Raw genomic sequence first — 19651 nt, 5'->3', positions numbered from 1 at the left:
GTTGAGCGCTTGCGCATAATACTTGCCTCTCATGAGACACCTATTTACAGCCCTCACTCTTATCTTAATCTCAGTTCCCGCAGCTCAAGCGCAGAGCCTAAAATCACTCATTGAGCAGAGAGCCGCTGTCACGCGCCCGGCGCCGCCATTACTCAACCCTTATAATTACACGCTTGATATCGTGATGTCAGAGAAAGAGGGAAGAGATGGGGCTGAGCCTTTTTCCGCCAGATTACGGATAGACCCGTCTGCGGTGCCTGATAGCCGTGTTGCGATCATTTCAACATCCGAAGAGGATTATCCAGATGAGTTTAGATCCTTTCTGAAAGAGACCCGCGATTTAGAAAAAAGTACTGAGGATATTTCAAAGGAATTTTGGTGTGAAGATGATGATGGTGCCTTGCTGACCAATTCCGAGCAAATCGAAGATAATTTTACCATCTTGTCTGAAACGGAAACTCAAGCTGTTATAAAGCCCAATCTTGCTCTTATGGCGAAGATTATGATGGAGGGCGATGCGGATGAGGATATGTCAAAATCCGAGCGCAAGATGATGAAGAAAATGATGGAGCGCTTAGACGGCGAATTTATCATATCTAAACCAGACCTAACGTTAAGGTCCATGCAGATATGGCTTACTCGCCCCTTGACCATGGCCGTTGTTGCTAAAATCAAAGAGATGGAAATTACACAGAGCTGCGCTATTGCGCCGAATGGTTTTGCTTATACCGACACTATGACTATGCGCGTAAAAGCTAAAGCTTTAGGCATCGGTATGGAGCAAAATATGGATATCCGGATATCGGAACTGACTTTGCGCTAGATCTGGGAACGTCTCGCTGTTTTATGCGTAAGCTATGTGAACAGAGAGAGGCTTACTCATGAAATACTATCTATTACTCCTTTCCGCCTTGGGTCTTGTGGGCTGCGGTGGCAGCGGTGTTGGTGAGGTCGCTGAAATCAACAATGATTGGACGGGTAATGAGATCAAAATTGAATCCTTTGAGGACGAAGACATAAAAGGCGTCACTTGCCATATGGCGCATTTTGACAGAGGTGTTATTGACCGCCTGTCTAAAGGGGATTGGTTTGAAAATCCTTCAAACGGATCTATCTCTTGCGGGATAACAGGGCCTGTCACGATTGGAGATATCAGCCTAAAAAAAGGCGGCGAGGAAGTCTTTAAGCAGCGCCAGAGTATAGTCTTCAAGAAACTTGCCGTTCGACGTGTTTATGACGCCGAGGCCGAGACATTGATTTATCTGGTTTACAGCAAAAAGATTGTTGATGGCTCAGCCAAGATGAGCTTGGCCACAGTGCCTCTTCACGGCGCAGATGTAACGTGGACATCACGCTAAAGCCGTTTTAACAGGGTCGCTTAACAGGAGGCTATCTGTGACATTTTCTATTTCTGATAACCTATCGCGCGTCGCGCCTTCGGCCACTATGGCGGTAACGCAAGCCGCCCGCGAGATGAAGGCATCGGGTATAGATGTAATAGGGTTGGGCGCAGGAGAACCCGACTTTGATACGCCAGATCACATTAAACAGGCTGCGATAGAGGCCATTCACTCCGGTAAAACAAATTACACAAATGTTGATGGTATCCCTGAGTTGAAATCAGCCATTATAGATAAATTTAAGCGTGATAATTCGCTTGCTTATAAGACCTCACAAATAAATGTCTCGCCGGGCGGCAAACCCGTGATTTTTAATGCCTTTATGGCAACTTTGAATAAAGGTGATGAGGTTATCGTGCCCGCGCCCTGTTGGGTTTCTTATCCAGAAATGGTTAAATTATGCGGCGGAACACCAATAGTTATCCCTTGTGATATGGATAGTGGGTTTAAATTGACGGCTGAACAATTAGAGTCCGTCATAAACCCGCAGACGCGCTGGCTGATCCTGAATTCCCCGTCCAACCCGACAGGATCAGCTTATAGTGCGGCAGACCTGAAGGTACTCTCTGAGGTGCTTTTAAAGCATCCAAAAGTCATGGTCCTAACAGACGATATGTACGAACATCTTGTCTATGATGGATTTCAATTTGCGACAATAGCGCAGGTAGAACCTGCTCTCTATGAACGAACACTCACAATGAACGGACTGTCCAAAGCTTACGCTATGACGGGGTGGCGTATCGGCTATGCGGGCGGGCCAGAATGGATGATAAAAGCTATGGCCAAAGTCATGAGCCAGTCCACGTCCAACCCCAGCTCTATATCGCAATGGGCCGGAGTTACAGCGCTAAACGGGCCGCATGAATTTATTGAGGAGCGAAATATAGCTTTTACGGCTAGACGTAATGCTGTTGTGACAGGACTTAATGCGGCTGAGGGTATTAGTTGTGCTAAGCCTGATGGAGCATTCTATGTTTATCCAAATTGTGCCGGTTTAATAGGCCGCAGATCTGCAGGTGGGCAGCTCATTAGCAATGACATTGAATTTGCTTCTGCACTTTTGAAGGAGGCGCATGTCGCTGTTGTCCCGGGTGGGGCGTTTCATGGGTCACCTAACTTCAGAATTTCCTACGCAACATCGATGGAACAACTAAAAGAAGCTTGCAGCCGCATTCAAGAGTTTTGCTCTAGGGTAAAATAGGCAGAAACTATTTAAGTCATAGAAATATTCGAATTTACCTATCATTATGATCTGTCTATGTAAAAACTAAATTCTTAGGAGACTAAAAATGGACATTGATATTGGCATTAAAAAAGAAGACCGCAAAAAATCTGCTGACGCTATTTCGCGGCTTCTGGCTGACACCTATACGCTTTATTTGAAAACTCATGGATATCATTGGAACGTGGAGGGGCCTCATTTTCAGCAGTTACATACTCAATTCATGGATCAATATACTGAAATGTGGACGGCTGTTGACGAGTTAGCTGAGCGGGTTCGCGCACTCGGATATTATGCTCCAGCCTCTTATTCTGAAATGTCGAAACTTTCGACTATCAAAGAAGAATCTGGCGAGCCTGATTGGGAAGCTATGGTCAAAAATTTAGCAAAGGGACACGAACAAGTCGCTAAAACAGCGCGGGATGTACTTCGCATTGCAGAGGACGCGGGTGATGATGCAACGGCGGATGTTATTGCACCGCGTGTTACGCTTCACGAAAAAACAGCTTGGATGCTGCGCGCAACTGCAAGCTAGGTAAATTAATCAACTGAACAGGAATGAATTTAAAACATGGTCAAGCTGATAAAGCTTGATCCTCAGCCTTGTATTCAGCGCCTGTCCAATAAGCGATTTTTTCGAGTAATTCGGACTGTTTAACAGGTTTTGTGAGATAGTCACACATTCCAGCTTCCAGACACTCATTACGGTCATTTTTCAAGGCGTGTCCGGTCAAAGCAATGATCGGTGTAGGCACCAATTCATGGGTGTGTTCAAAAGCTTGTATTTCTTTTGTGGCTTGATGTCCGTCCATTATCGGCATGGAAACATCCATGATAATGACAGGGAAGCGGTTCGGATCCGTTTTGTAAAGCTCAAGGGCTTCTTGGCCATTATTAGCAAATATTGGTATGTAGTCTGTTTCAGAGAGCATAAGCCTGACGACATCTTGATTAAGTGCAAAGTCCTCTGCGACTAAAATTTCGGTTTTAGAAGGTAAAGGTTTTGAAGGCGTTTGCGAACCTTCATCTTCGTCCACGATGAACCGATTTGGGCTTTTCGCTGAAGACAGGACGTGAACAATAGCGTCATAGAGACGGGACTCACGTGCAGGCTTGACCAAATATTTATTGATCCCGATGGATTGTAATTGCTGACTTGAAATAGGCTGATCACAGGATGACAACATAACAATGGGTATGTTTGGCAGTTCGGTCATATTCGTAATGACTTGTGCAAATTCACGCCCATTCATACCTGGCATGAGGAAGTCGAGCAGTATTAAATCATAATATTCTCCTCGTGAGGCCATGTCTTTGATGTGATTAAGTGCTTCAACGCCATCTTCTACGCTGTCTGATTTTATGTCCCAACTTGCTAATTGTTCAGTTAAGACGGATCTGTTTGCCTTTATATCGTCAATAATAAGCGCGCGCTTGCCTGATAACGTCGATGTATCATAGATGACAGCATCGGCTTGTTCATCGATTTGTAAGGGTATTCGCGCTGTAAATGTAGACCCTTTTCCAAGAGTTGACTGGACACTTATTCTTCCGCCCATCATTTCTACAATTGCTCTGGATATAGACAATCCGAGGCCTGTGCCGCCATATACGCGGGTTGTACTACTGTCGGCCTGTGTGAACTTATGGAATACCTTTTTAAGCTTTTCTGGTTCAATGCCGATACCTGTATCTGAAATACTAATCGTAACCAGAGCTGCACGGTTTTTAAACTCACTGATGTCAATATCTGCAATGACGTGGCCGTTTTCTGTAAATTTGATCGCATTACCCATGAGGTTGGTAATAACCTGACGCAATCGGCCTCCGTCGCCAATAAAGTTAGATTTAAATCTAGCGGAATAATTGACAATAATTTCTAAGCCTTTGTCTTGCGCATGAGAGGCGAGCATCGAAGCAACATCGTTGACGGCATCTTTAAGGTCAAAGGGCATGGGATCCATTTCAAGTGCGCCGGCCTCGATTTTTGAAAAATCCAGAATGTCATTTATGATTGTTAAAAGAGCTGTTGCTGAGTTATTTATAACATTCACAAATTCTCTTTGACGGTCATCAATACTGGAATTTGCTAGCAGTTCGGCCATCCCTAAAATACCATTCATAGGTGTTCTGATTTCGTGGCTCATATTCGCTAAGAATTCTGATTTCGCATGAGAAGCTGCAACGGCTTCATCTTTGGCCCGCAATAGTTCGGCTTCATGCCGTCTTTCTTTTTCAGTATTTACAACGAAAGCGCGGATTTTGATGGGCTTACCATTAATATCGCGAACAATATCTCCAACTGTTTTACCCCAAACATATGAGCCACTGCGTGTCAAAGCCCGCGCGGCATATTGGAATTTATCTTTGTTAGCCGCCGCATTTTTTAGCGCCTTTGTGGCTGCATCGCGGTCCTCAGGATGTATCAGCGCAAACATGCCGCCTTTTTTGAGCATATCGATGTGATCTTTCGGCAAAACGGACTTAAAGGTCGAGCTGAGCTCATAAGATTTTGTCACAAGATCAGCGATCCAATATCCCGCACCGCCTAGGTCCAAAGCTTCATTTAACAGGCGGTCTTTTTCTGTTAGTTCGGTGATATCCTGCGCCATTGAAACGGTATGGCCAGTTGGCAGAGATTTGCGAACAAATTTATAAGTAGCACCATTCCCTAGTGTCATAATAGACGGAGCATTATTCTCTTGAGTACTTAATCGCTGCTCTAAATCTTGATGAGATAATTTATTCTGTTCAATCAGTTCAGGTGTTAGCATGCCGTTATCGAGCATGAGTTGATGACATTTAGACAAGGGGTCGCCTATATGTAGATCTTTGGTGCTTAGATTTAGATCCCGATAAACTGCGTCGCTGATAAATTTGTAATCGAGATTTTTATCAAAAATACTTACGCCAACGTCTAACGCGCTACACAGCATTTTGAGATACTCTATCTCTTGGCCTTGGGTAATTTTGTCACGATAAGAGCCTGAATCTGCAAACTCTACTGTCTCAATATCCGGCTCTATATTGTGTTCTTGGTTTTGATTTTCAGGACTCACGGGCGCTCACAGCATTATTGTTTATTCTTCCCACGAGGCTAATTAGGGGGTTTGGGTTAATAAATAACGAAAAAAACCGGGCTCTCGGAATAATCCGGGCCCGGTTAAAGTCTTCGCAAAATATTCGGGGAGAATTATTCGCGGTATCAAAAGACAGGAAACTAAAAGGGGAGGACGCTGCCTGTCTTGTGAACTCTAAATAGGCCCATGGCACGCGGATAAGAAGAGATAGAACAGCAGGGTGGCTATGCATATATGCATAGCTCTAGATTTACTCGGATACGTGTAGAGCCTAGTCCTCAGACTGCCAGTTCTTCGTCACCCGCATTAGAAATTCTCTGAATACCTTCGCTTTGACTGAGCCGCGAAGCTCAGTGGGGTAAACAAAAAACACGTCAAAGGGGTCACCTTTAACTTGGGGCAATACTCTGACGAGGCGCCGGGAAAGGGCTGTCATATAATCGGGTATTCCGGCGAGGCCTATACCAGCCTCAGTCGCACGCATAATGCCGTGAAGGTTATTTACACATAATACTGGCTCGCGCGCGGGGCCGGCACGGCCTTCCTTCAGGACCCAATTTGCGCTGTGAAGTCGTGTTGGGATCAACTCACCAAATGCAATGATTTTATGATTATCCAGGTCTTCAGCGGAAATAGGTGCGCCATATTTTGCCAGGTAAGCGTGAGACGCATATAGGCTTTGTGAAATTGTACCCAGTTTGCGTTCAATCACGTCACCTTGCGTTGAAGGCCAGGGCCGAAGCGCACAATCAACTTCAAAGGTTGAGAGATCATGTTCTTCATCCTCTAAAATAAGCTGGACATCTATTTCAGGGTAAGCTTCGATGAATTCAGGCAGGACGGATGTCAGCCAATTTGCGCCGAGTGAAATTGGTGTTGAGACGCGAAGTGTGCCTTGCGGCTTATTTCGGCTGTCAATGACTGAGGCTTGGGCGAGCGCAACCTTATGGGCCATATCATGGGCTGTATTATATAATATGCGCCCCTGTTCAGTGAGAGTAAGACCTCTGGCATGGCGGTGAAAAAGAGGCGTATCGAGACTGTCCTCAAGCGCTGTGATTTGACGCGAGACTGCGGATTGGGAAATTTTCAACAATTCAGCCGCCGCGGTGAGAGACCCTGTCTCTGCTGCGGCATGAAAAGTTTTGAGCTTATCCCAATCAAGTGTGTCCATCAGCCAAGCACTATTCCGCGGCTTCCGCCAATGCGGCTTGCTCCGTCAAAAAGCGTTCGGATTCAAGCGCGCCCATACAGCCTAGTCCTGCCGCTGTTACGGCTTGGCGATATGTTTCGTCAGACACATCGCCCGTTGCAAAAATACCGGGCACATTTGTCGCCGTACTGTCAGGAGCTGTTGTAATATATCCGCCTTCATTCATGTCCACATGACCCTTAAACACTTCGGTGGCAGGTTTATGTCCGATTGCAATAAAGACACCATGCGTTTCGCGGTCATAGACGTCGCCTGACTTAACGTTTTTCAAGCGAACCCCTGTTACGCCTAACGGAGTCTCATCACCGAGAATTTCTTCCAGTGTTGTGTCCCAAAGCACTTCGACTTTGTCGTGATTTAAAAGGCGGTGCTGTAGGATTTTCTCCGCGCGAAGACTATCCCTACGGTGAACTAGCGTCACGCGTGAGGCAAAATTGGTCAGAAAAAGCGCTTCCTCGACCGCTGTATTTCCGCCGCCGACAACCACGACTTCTTTATTGCGATAGAAGAAACCATCACAGGTGGCGCAAGCTGAGACGCCAAAGCCTTGGTATTTATCTTCAGATGGCAGGCCGAGCCATTTCGCTTGAGCCCCCGTTGCGATAATGACTGCATCAGATGTATACGTCTTGCCACTATCCCCTTTCATCTGGAAAGGACGGACTGAGAAATCCACATCAATAATTGTATCCTCATAGAAACTCGTCCCAAATTTCAGGGCATGTTCCTTGAATTTTTCCATAAGCTCCGGGCCTTGAATCTCGGGAAAGCCCGGATAGTTCTCGACCTCAGTCGTGATTGTCAACTGCCCGCCGGGTTGAAGTCCTGCAATAATAGCGGGTTCAAGCATGGCGCGCGCGGCATAGACAGCGGCTGTATAACCCGCTGGCCCTGAACCGATAATGATAACTTTGTGGTGAATAGTGTCAGACATGAAGGTTCTCGTAAATTTTTCGTCTCTCACACATAGGGATAGCCATACAGATTCGCAACAAGCCGTGAACACAACATTGTGTATGATATAAAGCTGGGTTAAGAACTGTTATGAAATATTTATCGCTCCTCTCATCTATTATTCTAGCCGCCTGTTCAGCCTCGACATCTGCTGATACCGCCCAATTGCAACCTGCCAAATCTGAGACTGTGGAAGCAATAGCTACATATGAAGCGCCGCCCACGACAGGGCGTTACTTTAGCTATGTGCCCACGCCGTCTATTTTAATTTTCTCTGAAACGCGGGATTGGCGTCATGAGGAGGGTATTGTCGGCGCAGATCTTGCCATAATGAAGGCTGCAAAAGATATGGGCCTTGGGTATTTTACGACAGAGCATAGTGCAATTTTCAACGCGGAAGAGCTCGCTAAATTTGATGTTGTCGTTTTTAATAACATGACAGGTGATGCCTTAACGCCCGTGCAGGAAGCGGCTTTTGAAACGTGGTTGGCGCAAGGAAAAGGCGCGGTTTTAATTCACGGGGCGGGCGATGCCTCTCATCAGGATTGGAGCTTTTATCACAATGAGATGTTAGGCGCGACCTTCGTCAGCCATCCAATGGCCCCGCAATTTCAAGAGGCCAGAGTCGAAGTCTTAAATACATCTCATCCCGTCATGCAAGGCATAGGCAAAGAGTTCATGGCTATCGATGAATGGTATACATTTGAAGCGCCTCCAGGAGATGACTTCATTGTTTTGGCCGGATTGGATGAGAGCACCTATAGTCCTGTAAATACTGTCTATGGCGATCGTTCTGATTTGCGGATGGGCCCCAAGCCATCCGATCATCCAATTATCTGGGCCAGATGCTTGGGTGATAATCAATCAAGGATCGTCTATACGGCCCAAGGTCATCGTCATGAGACTTATGAGGCTAAAGAGGCGACACTGATTTTACAAAATGCTTTAAATTGGACCGCAAGAAAGACTGATAGTGAAGGGCGCGGCTGCGTTAATTGATGGCGGCTGTACGGGCCTCATAATGCGCCCATAAACGCTCTGCTATGCGCTGCGTTTCTTTGAGTGGCGTGTAGGGTTCTGCCGTCAAAGTGCCGTCATAAGGGCGTATATTACACCGGGCCTCCAAACTCTGATATAAGTGTTTAAATTTTCCGGCTTTCCCGTGCATGGGTAGCGTTAAAACTATTTTTCCCGTACTGGCCGCTTCAGTCAGCATATTCGTACTATCCTCAGTCACAAGCAGAATTTCAGCCCCTCCCAGAAAAGCAAAATAAGGGTTAGGGCCATCGCCAAAATACCCCCAAACATTATCATGATCTGATGCGAGCTTTCTATAGTCTTTAATCGCCCAATCAGGCGTTCTGCGAGAGGTCGTAATCATTAAAGAGTAGCCCTGCGTAATAATTTTGTCCGCAGCTTCCATATGAATTCTATGAACCTCTTTATCCAGATTATGCGTTTTGGAGACTCCGCCAATCAGCATAGCGGCCCGCGGCATTGGGAGCTTATTCAGCTCTTTTTTAAAGCTAAGGGTTTGACCGGCAATCTCGGCTTTCGTGACGCGGTTAGGCGAACCTAGCATCGTTTCAACATTGGGGCCGGATATATTGTCGTGCTTAGGTGCTATGACTAAATCAAAGCGGTCCGTGTCCATGCGCGGGTCTTGCACATAGATGGCAAATGTTTCGGGGTCCTGTTTTTTTAGCGCAAGTAGCGGCGCGATGGCTTGGCGACCACAGCCAATGGCGATTTGAGGCGGAATACCTGTCAGGCCGTAATCAGAAGGCTTGGATTTCATCGCAAATTGAAGGGTGGGTGAGGCCGCTTTGAAAGCTGCGCCGTTTTCAATTTTATGCGTGACAATATCGAGTGGATGAATCTGTCCCGCTGCTTCCGCTAGCCCCAATGCTTGATTTTCTATCCCGCGCCGTCCGTCACTTATGACGAAACAGGTAAGGGCGTCATCGGTCATTTACTTGTAGGTGACTTCCAGGATTTCATAGCCCTTGGAGCCGCCCGGCGCGATCACTTCGAACGTGTCTCCAATTTCCTTGGAAATCATGGCACGTGCAATCGGGGAGGTAATGGAGACTTTGCCGTCCTTGACGCTAGCTTCATCTTCACCCACGATTTGGTAAGTGCTTTCCTCATCCGTATCCTCATTAACGATTTTAACAATCGCGCCGAATTTCACAGTATCTCCATCCATTTTTGACGTATCGATGATTTGGGCCAATGATAATTTGGACTCTAATTCTTGAATACGGCCTTCGATAAAGCCCTGCTTCTCTTTGGCGGCATGATATTCCGCGTTCTCAGACAGATCGCCATGCTCACGCGCTACGGAAATGGCGTTGATGATGTAAGGCCGTTCGACGGACTTTAAGTTTTTCAATTCAGCTTCAAGAGCGGCATGGCCGCCAACTGTCATCGGATATTTTTGCATGGTTCATGTTCCAAAATTCTTAAGCCGCGAAGAGATAAGGATATTTCATACATAATCAACCCTTAATGGAAAATGAAAAACGGCAGGGGTGCCACCCTGCCGTTTAGAATGTCCATTGCTCATTCACGAAAGGAGACGATAAAAAAGTAAGGACTCTTGAATGTTGCAAAATTGTGACACAAGAGTCAAGTCTGGGAAAGTGTCTAAGACATGTGTTGTTCCATAAGCCTACACGAAACAGTTTTTTAATAAAAATATGATAACATAAAACTTCGTGATTAATGGGGTTGATTATGTTGCGATCATTCAAAAGCGATGAAAAAGGTAATGTCGCTATTCTATTTTCCGTAGTCCTGATGGTGTTATTGGGCGGTGTGGGTTTAGCCGTGGATGTCTCTCAGATGCTGTCAAACCAGCAGAAAGTTGCTGACATTGCAGATAGCACTGCATTAGCGGCAGCGCTTGTTGCGCGAGAGACAAATGGCGTAAGAATGGAAAAATCAAAAGAGCACTTTGATGAAAATGTTTTGCAAAAAGGAAACAAAATTGAAGTTCGAGATAATGTCAGTATTGTTTTCGACGACAGTGCCAAAGAAGTTACAGTTACTGTCGCGGCTAAGACAGACTACTTTCTTATGCATATTTTCGGGCATAAGGAGACCGACGTTACAGCTTCATCTACCGTTGGCTACGCGATTGATTATGTTCCGCCTATATCGATCGCATTTGCGTTCGATACGTCTGGATCTATGGGTCTGACGACAACCGATGGTCAGATTAAAATTGAAGCTTTGGAACAGGCCACAGGAGATCTATTTCAAGCTATGTTCGACGCTTCTGAAAACCCAACTCTTCTTAGTGCGGCTTTGACGACGTCATTTTCGACTTATAACACCGATATTATCATAAATGATACGGATCGCCCAGGTTATCAGCATATTTTGAATACGATGAGTTCTGATCCGCTTTTTGTAGCGTTCGGAGGCACTAATTCAACGCCATCAGTACGCTTCGCAATAAATGAACTTATTGCCAAGGATACCACCAAGACAGATGATAAATGGTCGGGTCATTTAATCTTTATGACAGATGGAGATAATAACGATCCTCAATCCGACATTGATACCATTGATTTCTGCGAGGACGCAAAAGATAGGGGCTATACTATATATACGGTAGCCTTTGCAGCTCCAAAAAAGGGTGAAGATCTGTTAGAAGACTGTGCATCTGAAAAGAAACTCGCTTTCAAAAGTAAAAATGCGAAAAAACTTAAAGAGAATTTCGAGGTTATAGGCCAACAACTCGGAGAAGCGACCGTAAGGATCAAGCGCTAATTTTACCCCGCTGCAATGCTCTGTAAACTCTCCACATCGTAATCGCCTTTGGCGAGTTCTTTAATCGCCTCGACACTGGCGCGGGCGGCGGCGGCTGTTGTGAAATAGGGAATTTTCTGCGTGAGGGCTGTGCGGCGAAGGCTGAAACTGTCTTTGAGCGATTGCTTGCCGCTCGTGGTGTTAAAGACCAAGGCGACCTCACCATTCTTCATTGCATCAATGATGTTGGGGCGGCCTTCGTGATATTTTTTGACATATTCTACCTCCAAGCCCTGCGCGCGGAGATATTTTGTTGTCCCGCCTGTGGCTAAGATTGAGAAGCCGAGATCAATCAGCTCTTTTGCGAGCTTTGCCATAATGGGTTTATGGGCCTCTCTTACAGAGATGAAGACCTTTCCGCTCTCAGGAAGTGTCACTCCGCCACCAAGCTGGCTCTTGGCAAAGGCCATACCAAAACTTTCAGCCAGGCCCATAACCTCGCCTGTTGAGCGCATTTCGGGGCCAAGCACCGTGTCCACGCCGGGGAAGCGCGCAAAAGGGAAGACGGCCTCTTTGACAGCGATATGTTTCTGCGGTTTCACGGACAAATCAAATTCAGACAGCTTCATCCCGGCCATAACTTTGGCGGCAATATTAGCGATAGGCTGCCCAATGGCTTTGGCCACAAAGGGGACGGTGCGTGACGCCCTCGGATTAACTTCGATCAGGTAAACAATATCATCCTTAACCGCAAATTGGGTGTTCATAAGGCCGACAACGCCGAGTTCTAATGCGAGGAGTTTGGCTTGGCGGCCAAGCTCAGCCACGATGTCCTCAGAAAGCGTATAGGGCGGCAGAGAACAGGCCGAGTCTCCGGAATGCACACCGGCTTCTTCGATGTGTTCCATGATGCCGGCAACATAGACTTCTTCGCCGTCACATATAACGTCCACATCCACTTCGATTGCGTCTCGCAAATATTGATCAATCAGGAGCGGGGATTTACCTGAGACTTTGACAGCCTCGTTGATATAGCGGTTAAGCTCTGTATCGTTATCTACAATTTCCATGCCGCGTCCGCCCAGAACATTAGACGGGCGAAGAACGAGCGGATAGCCAACAGTCTTAGAGGCTTGGGCGGATTCTTTGGCATTACGTGCAATGGCATTATTTGGTTGTTTTAAGCCCAGCTTCTCAACCAAAGCCTTAAAACGTTCGCGGTCTTCGGCACGGTCGAGTGCGTCGCGCTTTGTACCAAGCAGCGGAATGCCGTTAGCTTCCAGCGCCTCGGCGAGTTTTAGCGGTGTTTGACCGCCAAATTGAACGATGACTCCCTTAAGGTTGCCAGACTGTTTCTCAGTCATGATGAGTTCAAGCACATCTTCTTCTGTCAACGGTTCAAAATACAAACGGTCAGAGGTGTCATAATCCGTAGAGACTGTCTCAGGATTACAATTGACCATAATACTCTCAATATCGATATCATCCAGCGCATAAGCCGCGTGGCAGCAGCAATAGTCAAATTCAATACCTTGGCCGATACGGTTCGGCCCGCCGCCGAGGATAATCACTTTATCACGGCTTGAGACCCGCGATTCGCACTCAACTTTTCCGCCAAAACTTGGCACTTCATAGGTGGAATACATATAAGGTGTTTTGGCTTGGAACTCCGCCGCGCAGGTATCAACGCGTTTATAGACAGGCCGAATGCCAGATGCGTGACGTGCTTTGCGCACGGCAGCTTCAGTTTTTCCAGTCAATTCTGCTATGCGGGCATCTGCAAAACCATCGGATTTAATAGCCCGCCATTCAGCTTCGTTTTTAGGGAGACCGTTCTCTTTCAGCCAGTCTTCAGCTTTTACGAGGTCACGAATTTGGCGCAGGAACCAGGGGTCAATACCTGTATATTGGAAAATCTTTTTAAGTTTAAAGCCTTGGCGGAAAGCTTGCGCGATCACTAAAAGCCGGTCGGGCGCAAGGATGGAAAGCCGTGCTTTCATGGCATTTTTAAGCTCGTCCTCAGACATGGTGCCTTCTGGATCGAGAATAATATCGTTTAATCCTGTCAGGTCAGTTTCAAGAGAGCGTAGGGCTTTTTGCAGGCTTTCTGAAAATGTGCGTCCAATGGCCATGGCTTCTCCCACAGAGCGCATAGCGGTCGTTAATACAGGTTCTGCACCCGGGAATTTTTCAAAAGCAAAGCGCGGGATTTTTGTGACGACATAGTCAATCGTCGGTTCAAAGGCGGCAGGTGTTGCGCCTGTGATATCATTGTCCAGCTCGTCCAATGTGTAACCTACGGCGAGTTTCGCTGCGATCTTAGCAATAGGAAAACCTGTAGCTTTGGACGCCAGAGCCGATGAACGGGATACACGCGGGTTCTTTTCAATGACGACCATGCGGCCATCTTTGGGGTTCATCCCGAATTGCACATTAGAGCCGCCCGTCTCCACACCAATTTCGCGCAGCACGGCAATAGAGGCGTCCCGCATGACTTGATATTCTTTATCCGTCAGTGTGAGGGCAGGGGCAACAGTGATGGAGTCGCCAGTATGCACACCCATAGGGTCAATATTCTCAATTGCGCAGATGATAATGCAGTTATCAGCTTTGTCGCGAACAACCTCCATCTCATATTCTTTCCATCCTAAGAGGCTCTCATCGACAAGAACCTCATTCGTAGGAGAGGCGGCCAAACCTGAGCGGACAATTTCTTCGAACTCTTCTTGATTATAGGCGACGCCGCCGCCTGTTCCGCCCATCGTAAAGGCGGGGCGGATAATGGCGGGTAGCCCAGTTTCAGGGAGTTTACGCACGGCCTCAGCCACACCCTCAGCGATATTGGCCTCGCCATTCTCGTCTACCGGAGCTGTGATAATTGTGGCGCGCGGGTTTTCAAGGCCGATTTTCGTCATGGCCGCAGCAAAGCGCTCACGGCTCTCAGCTTTGTCAATCACATCCGCTTTGGCGCCAATCATCTCGACGCCGTATTTTTCAAGAACGCCCATTTGCTCAAGGGCTAAGGCCGTATTGAGCGCTGTCTGCCCGCCCATTGTCGGTAGCAGAGCATCAGGTTTTTCAATCGCGATAATTTTTTCGACGATTTCGGGGGTTATCGGCTCAACATAGGTCGCATCAGCCATGCCAGGATCAGTCATAATTGTGGCGGGGTTGGAATTTACGAGGATGACGCGGTAGCCTTCATCTTTCAGGGCTTTACACGCTTGGACCCCTGAATAGTCAAATTCGCAGGCTTGCCCAATAACAATAGGCCCCGCCCCGATAATAAGAATTGATTGGATATCGGTTCTTTTTGGCATGCGAAAGGGCCTCAAATAGCTGCGAAACATGTTCGAATCTGGCCAGAAAAGCCAAATTGTCCCCCCCTATAGTTTTGGAGATGAAAATGCAACTATTCCCACTCAAAGAATCTGTGTTATGCTTAAAGAAAATTCCAGAGGGTGAAACATGGTTTATCGTACGATGAATAGACGTACAGGGGGAATACGAAGACGGCGTGGGGGCTTTCGCTGGCAACTCATGTTGGTGTTTGCTGTGGGCGCTGCGATTTATTATTTCGCCAATCAAAAAACAGTGCCTTACACAGGTCGTAAGCAGCTAAGAACTATGAAACCTGCGGCTGAAATGCAGTTAGGACTACAAAGTTATCAGCAAATCCTAAGTGATAATCGCCAAAACCTCGTGACAAGCGGACCCGTGCTTGACGCTGTTCGTGAAATTGGTGTGCGCATTGCAAGAGCTGCGTCAGACTCTGATCCGGGCTTTGACTGGCAATTCAATGTTATTGAGTCAGAGCAAGCTAATGCCTTTGCGCTGCCGGGGGGCTATACTGCCGTTTATACGGGGCTTATTCCTATTGCCGAAAATGAAGACGGTCTGGCTGTTGTTATGGGCCACGAAGTCGCGCACGCATTGGCTCATCATGGCGCAGAGCGTATGGCGCAGCAAAATATGCAGCGTATTGTCGGTGCAGGTGTGTCGATGGGTGCAGGGGGGATGGATATCGGGGCCCAGCGCGCGGTTATGGGCGTCTTTGGCGGTATCAGCCAATATGGCTTTGCATTGCCGTTTTCGCGCAAACATGAATCCGAGGCGGATTATATTGGTCTCGTGCTGATGGCGCGGGCCTGTTATGACCCCCGTGAAGCGCCAAAGCTTTGGGAGCGTATGGGCGCGGCTGGCGGCGCAACGCCTCCAGAATTTCAATCCACTCACCCATCACCTGAAACGCGCGTCAATGATTTCAAAAACCGGATGCCTGAGGCGATAGAGATTTATAATAAATCCTGTCCGAATAAAATCAGATAACACATAAAGGGATTTCTATGACAGATCGCGTCCTCGTTACAGGAGTATCCGGCTTTATCGGCTCGCATGTTGCAGAGCGATTGCTTGCCAAAGGCTATGCCGTTCGGGGGACGGTACGCAACAAGGTCAAAGGGCAAAAGATTGTCGATGCGCTAGAGGCGAATGGCGCTGATGTCTCGCGGCTAGAACTTGTCGAAGCTGATCTCGGCGCAGATACGGGTTGGGCAGATGCCGTAAAAGATTGCCGCTATATTCAGCATATCGCCTCTCCCTTGCCACATGAGGCCCCCAAAGAGCGTGAGGCTTTGGTCCCCGAGGCACGTGCCGGAGCACAACGTGTCTTGGAGCGCGGCTTTTCTGCGGGGGCAGAACGCATTGTACTGACCTCGTCAATAGCCGCGATGATGGGGCAACCGGGTAAGGGCGCTAAAATGATTTTGACCGAGGATGATTGGTCGGATCCGGATTGGAAACCCATGACGTCCTATCCTATTTCTAAAACGCGCGCGGAAAAATCTGCTTGGGCTTATGTAGAGGCGCAAGGCCTTAAAGAAAAACTTACTACGATTTGTCCCGGGGTCGTATTCGGACCTGATACCTATGGTAATGCAGGGGCGTCGCTTGGTCTGCTAAAGGCTATGATGATTGGAAAGTTTCCCCGCGTACCCAAAGTGGGCGTGCCTTTGATAGATGTGCGCGATTGCGCCGCCATTCATGTGGCTGCGATGACTTCAAAAGAGGCGGGAGGACGCAGATTATTTGCTACAGGAGAATCGCTTTGGTTCAAAGATATTGCAGCTACTTTAAGGGCTGAATATCCTGACTTAAAAGGCTTGCCAAAAGGCGAGATGCCGAGCTTTGTATTGCGGATAATCGCGTTGTTTGACGACTCTGTTAAAGCTCTGCTTGCGGAGCTTGGAACTTTCCACGAGGCGGATGCTGCCTATGTCAGCACGATGACGCATGTTCTGCCGCGACCCGCGAGGGAGGCTATCTTAGCGGGTTCTGAGAGCTTGATTGCCAGCGGATCTGTGCGGCTTAACTAGATAACAGCTAGTTTTGTCATGATAATTCTTGACAAAAGGTGATATTATACTTTAAGATGTAGTCCGAAAGGATTATGCCATGACTGATCGTGACTATAAACAAACTGCCACACCTGCAAAACAGGCAAAAGAATCTGCTGTGCCTTTTGCACATGAACGCCAAAAATTTGCCACGCAGATGGATGCGGATTTGCTCCGCCGATTGCGAGAATATGCTAAATCGGAAGGCCGTCAGATTCAATCTGTCCTCGAAGAAGCGGTCGAGATGATGCTCAAAGAGAAACAAGGCTATGTCATGCGGCCTGAGGTTAAGGCGGCTCAAGACCGGATTCTCAAGAAATATGCAAAAACCTTTGAAGCCCTCGCAAAATGAGCCGATGGTATCCGGAGATTGATGATGTTCTGGCCTTGCACGATATGCAGTTACGATTATTCGGCGGTGCGCCAGGTATTCGCGATATGGGTCAACTTGAATCCGCGCTTTTTAGACCGCAAACAGGATACTATAAAGATATAATCGAAGAAGCCGCCGCGCTGTGGGAAAGTTTTATGCAAAACCATCCTTTTGTTGATGGGAATAAAAGGACGGCGCTTAACGTCACGCTTCTGTTTCTTGACGTAAACGGGATTGAGTGTAGCGCCACGGATGATCAGACGACAGATTTTATTTATGGCCTGTTTGATGCGAATGATGTCACTTTCAAAAATCTCGACGCATGGTTGCGCGAAAATACCCGCGTAATCTAAAGCGCGTCAGCAAATCTCTCAAACAGATAGAAACTATCCTGCGGGCCGGGGCTGGCTTCAGGGTGGTGTTGGACGGAGAAGACGGGTTTGCCTTTCAGGCGGATGCCGCAATTAGAGCCGTCAAACAGGCTAACATGGGTTTCCTCAACCGTGTCGGGCAGACTTTTCTGATCCACTGCAAAGCCGTGATTCATCGAGACAATTTCGACTTTATTGGTCGTGTAGTCTTTAACAGGATGGTTCGCGCCGTGATGGCCTTGTTCCATTTTCACTGTCTTCGCGCCGAGGGCCAGAGCCAGCATTTGATGGCCGAGGCAGATACCGAGAACAGGCTTATCTGCCGCGACCAACTTTTGTATCACTGGTATCGCATATTCGCCCGTTGCCGCAGGGTCACCCGGGCCATTGGATAGGACTACGCCGTCAGGATTAAGGGCGAGGATATCATCAGCCGCTGTGGTTGGCGGCACGACTGTAACTTTCATACCTGCGGTGACGAGATTTCTTAGAATGTTCCGTTTCACGCCGTAATCAATGACCACAACCGACTTGATGCCGTCTTTATTTTCATACCCTTCAGGCCAAACCCAGCGAGCCTCGCGCCAGTCGAAACTTTCTTCTGTTGCCACAGCTTTGGCTAGGTCCGCGCCGACCAGACCATTCCAACCGCGCGCTTTGGCGGCGAGGGCATCTATATCGAACTTCCCGTCAGGCGCATGAGTAATCACGCCATTGGGCATACCATTATCACGGATAAAGGCGGTGAGCGCGCGTGTATCGATACCTGACAGCCCGATAATGCCGCGCGTTTTCAGCCAATCACCAAGTTCATTTTCAGAACGCCAGCTAGAGGAGGGTGTAATGGGCGCTTTAAATATCGCGCCACGCGCCGCATTCTCAGCGCGTTTTGTAGAAGCCTCCTCGTCTTCGCTATTCGTGCCAGTATTGCCGATATGCGGAAAGGTGAAGCATATAATCTGGTCTGTATAGGAGGGGTCTGTCAGAATTTCCTGATAGCCCGTCATGGCTGTATTAAAGCAAACCTCGCCAACAGCCTCGCCAATTGCACCGCAGCCTTGACCGTAAAAGACATCTCCTGTGGCTAAAATCAGTGCACCAGTGGCGAGCTGTGTTTCTTTGGCATTAAGGCCTTGATTTTCGGTTTTCACAGTCATAAATCCCCGTCCTCGCTCTCTAAATAAGCCGGTTGGATAGCTGAACGGTCTTTTAGCGAGGGCAATAAAGGATACAAGAGGCAAATAGCACAGAGTCTTGGCAATAGGCCTTTTTTCCGTCTATAGACGTCTAATTCCTTACCGACAGTCCCGGGGGTGACTGTTTGTTTCGGGCCAATAGCGTATAATCGCTGCGGCCATAACTTATGGGACGAACATATGGCCTTACGTGATTCTATCATGGAGAGCACAAAAACAGCGATGAAGGCCGGAGACAAAATCCGTGTTTCGACACTGCGATTAGTCTCTGCCGCTATCAAAGATCGTGACATCGCCGCCCGCGCAGAAGATCGCTGTAAAGGGATTGAGGACAGCGAAATCCTCAGCCTACTCCAAAAAATGGTCAAACAGCGCGAGGAAAGCGCCAAAACCTATGAAGATAATGGCCGCCCTGAACTCGCGGAGCGTGAGCGAACTGAAATTGAAATCGTCCGAGAATTCATGCCTCAACCGCTCTCAGAAGAGGATATGAAGGCCGCTGTAGCCAAAGTCATCGAAGAGAGCGGCGCGACAGGCTTGAAAGATATGGGCAAAGTCATGGGCCGCTTAAAGAGCGATTATGCGGGACGTTTGGATATGGGTAAGGTCGGCGCGGTCGTTAAAGGGCATTTGTGTAGCTAGGGCACCTATCTTTCACGTCTAAAGTGTGTTATGTGATGCGCTCAC

Annotated in this window: 18 protein-coding genes; 11 read left to right on the top strand and 7 right to left on the bottom strand. The window is 47.8% G+C overall.

Features of this window, described 5'->3' with window-relative positions:
* The first annotated feature begins 31 nt into the window (after positions 1 to 31).
* The 4 genes from F569_RS0104370 (at position 32) to F569_RS0104355 (ending at position 3157) form a co-directional block, all read left to right on the top strand.
* Positions 32 to 823 (top strand): hypothetical protein, encoded by a 792-nt coding sequence (locus tag F569_RS0104370; protein ID WP_026941207.1) that lies wholly within the window; start codon positions 32 to 34, stop codon positions 821 to 823.
* Between the two features lie 58 nt (positions 824 to 881).
* Positions 882 to 1358, top strand: coding sequence for a CreA family protein (locus F569_RS0104365; RefSeq protein WP_026941206.1), 477 nt, complete (start codon positions 882 to 884; stop codon positions 1356 to 1358).
* 88 nt (positions 1359 to 1446) lie between these two features.
* A complete protein-coding gene (locus F569_RS0104360) occupies positions 1447 to 2601 on the top strand; it encodes a pyridoxal phosphate-dependent aminotransferase (RefSeq protein ID WP_084168847.1) in 1155 nt (384 codons plus the stop codon).
* 88 nt (positions 2602 to 2689) lie between these two features.
* Positions 2690 to 3157, top strand: coding sequence for a Dps family protein (locus tag F569_RS0104355; RefSeq protein ID WP_026941204.1), 468 nt, complete (start codon positions 2690 to 2692; stop codon positions 3155 to 3157).
* Positions 3158 to 3197: 40 nt separating this feature from the next.
* On the opposite strand, the gene F569_RS16430 is transcribed toward F569_RS0104355, so the two are convergent.
* The 3 genes from F569_RS16430 to trxB all read right to left on the bottom strand — a co-directional run bounded on the left by F569_RS16430 (position 3198) and on the right by trxB (position 7849).
* Entirely contained in the window at positions 3198 to 5681 is a 2484-nt protein-coding gene (locus F569_RS16430) for a PAS domain-containing hybrid sensor histidine kinase/response regulator (RefSeq protein WP_051279284.1), read from the bottom strand.
* A 292-nt stretch (positions 5682 to 5973) separates the two neighbouring features.
* Complete coding sequence (locus F569_RS0104345) at positions 5974 to 6876, bottom strand: LysR family transcriptional regulator (RefSeq protein ID WP_034387194.1); 903 nt, start codon at positions 6874 to 6876, stop codon at positions 5974 to 5976.
* Between the two features lie 10 nt (positions 6877 to 6886).
* A complete protein-coding gene (gene trxB / locus F569_RS0104340; protein ID WP_026941202.1) occupies positions 6887 to 7849 on the bottom strand; it encodes a thioredoxin-disulfide reductase in 963 nt (320 codons plus the stop codon).
* 110 nt (positions 7850 to 7959) lie between these two features.
* Between trxB and F569_RS16425 the strand changes: the two genes are divergently transcribed.
* On the top strand, positions 7960 to 8868 hold the full coding sequence (locus F569_RS16425; RefSeq protein ID WP_051279281.1) for a ThuA domain-containing protein: 909 nt from the start codon (positions 7960 to 7962) through the stop codon (positions 8866 to 8868).
* Here F569_RS16425 and F569_RS0104330 read toward each other — a convergent pair.
* Both F569_RS0104330 and greA read right to left on the bottom strand, forming a co-directional pair.
* Positions 8861 to 9841 carry a mitochondrial fission ELM1 family protein gene (locus tag F569_RS0104330; protein ID WP_026941201.1) on the bottom strand — a complete coding sequence of 327 codons (981 nt, stop codon included), beginning with the start codon at positions 9839 to 9841 and terminating at the stop codon, positions 8861 to 8863. The two genes, F569_RS16425 and F569_RS0104330, sit on opposite strands and share 8 nt — an antisense overlap.
* Positions 9842 to 10315 (bottom strand): transcription elongation factor GreA, encoded by a 474-nt coding sequence (gene greA, locus F569_RS0104325; protein WP_026941200.1) that lies wholly within the window; start codon positions 10313 to 10315, stop codon positions 9842 to 9844.
* 293 nt (positions 10316 to 10608) lie between these two features.
* On the opposite strand from greA, the gene F569_RS0104320 reads away from it, so the two are divergent.
* Complete coding sequence (locus tag F569_RS0104320; RefSeq protein ID WP_026941199.1) at positions 10609 to 11649, top strand: TadE/TadG family type IV pilus assembly protein; 1041 nt, start codon at positions 10609 to 10611, stop codon at positions 11647 to 11649.
* A gap of 2 nt (positions 11650 to 11651) precedes the next feature.
* Here F569_RS0104320 and carB read toward each other — a convergent pair whose 3' ends face one another.
* Positions 11652 to 14948, bottom strand: coding sequence for a carbamoyl-phosphate synthase large subunit (gene carB, locus F569_RS0104315; RefSeq protein ID WP_026941198.1), 3297 nt, complete (start codon positions 14946 to 14948; stop codon positions 11652 to 11654).
* A gap of 148 nt (positions 14949 to 15096) precedes the next feature.
* Between carB and F569_RS0104310 the strand changes: the two genes are divergently transcribed.
* The 4 genes from F569_RS0104310 (at position 15097) to F569_RS0104295 (ending at position 17750) form a co-directional block, all read left to right on the top strand.
* A complete protein-coding gene (locus F569_RS0104310) occupies positions 15097 to 15957 on the top strand; it encodes a M48 family metallopeptidase (protein WP_084168766.1) in 861 nt (286 codons plus the stop codon).
* A 17-nt stretch (positions 15958 to 15974) separates the two neighbouring features.
* Positions 15975 to 17003, top strand: a complete 1029-nt coding sequence (locus F569_RS0104305; protein WP_026941196.1) for an NAD-dependent epimerase/dehydratase family protein — start codon at positions 15975 to 15977, stop codon at positions 17001 to 17003.
* Positions 17004 to 17082: 79 nt separating this feature from the next.
* Entirely contained in the window at positions 17083 to 17376 is a 294-nt protein-coding gene (locus F569_RS0104300; RefSeq protein WP_051279280.1) for a hypothetical protein, read from the top strand.
* On the top strand, positions 17373 to 17750 hold the full coding sequence (locus tag F569_RS0104295) for a type II toxin-antitoxin system death-on-curing family toxin (RefSeq protein WP_026941194.1): 378 nt from the start codon (positions 17373 to 17375) through the stop codon (positions 17748 to 17750). Before F569_RS0104300 ends, F569_RS0104295 begins: the two co-directional genes overlap by 4 nt.
* Here the strand turns inward: F569_RS0104295 and carA are convergent.
* Complete coding sequence (carA, locus tag F569_RS0104290; RefSeq protein WP_026941193.1) at positions 17747 to 18925, bottom strand: glutamine-hydrolyzing carbamoyl-phosphate synthase small subunit; 1179 nt, start codon at positions 18923 to 18925, stop codon at positions 17747 to 17749. The genes F569_RS0104295 and carA overlap by 4 nt on opposite strands.
* Before the next feature lie 219 nt (positions 18926 to 19144).
* On the opposite strand from carA, the gene F569_RS0104285 reads away from it, so the two are divergent.
* Entirely contained in the window at positions 19145 to 19606 is a 462-nt protein-coding gene (locus F569_RS0104285) for a GatB/YqeY domain-containing protein (RefSeq protein ID WP_026941192.1), read from the top strand.
* The last annotated feature ends 45 nt before the right edge of the window (positions 19607 to 19651 follow it).

It is taken from the genome of Hellea balneolensis DSM 19091, from assembly GCF_000428525.1.
GTDB lineage: Bacteria > Pseudomonadota > Alphaproteobacteria > Caulobacterales > Maricaulaceae > Hellea > Hellea balneolensis.
The sequence above is the reverse complement of the archived record's forward strand: the minus strand, read 5'-3'. Positions and strand labels throughout refer to the sequence as shown.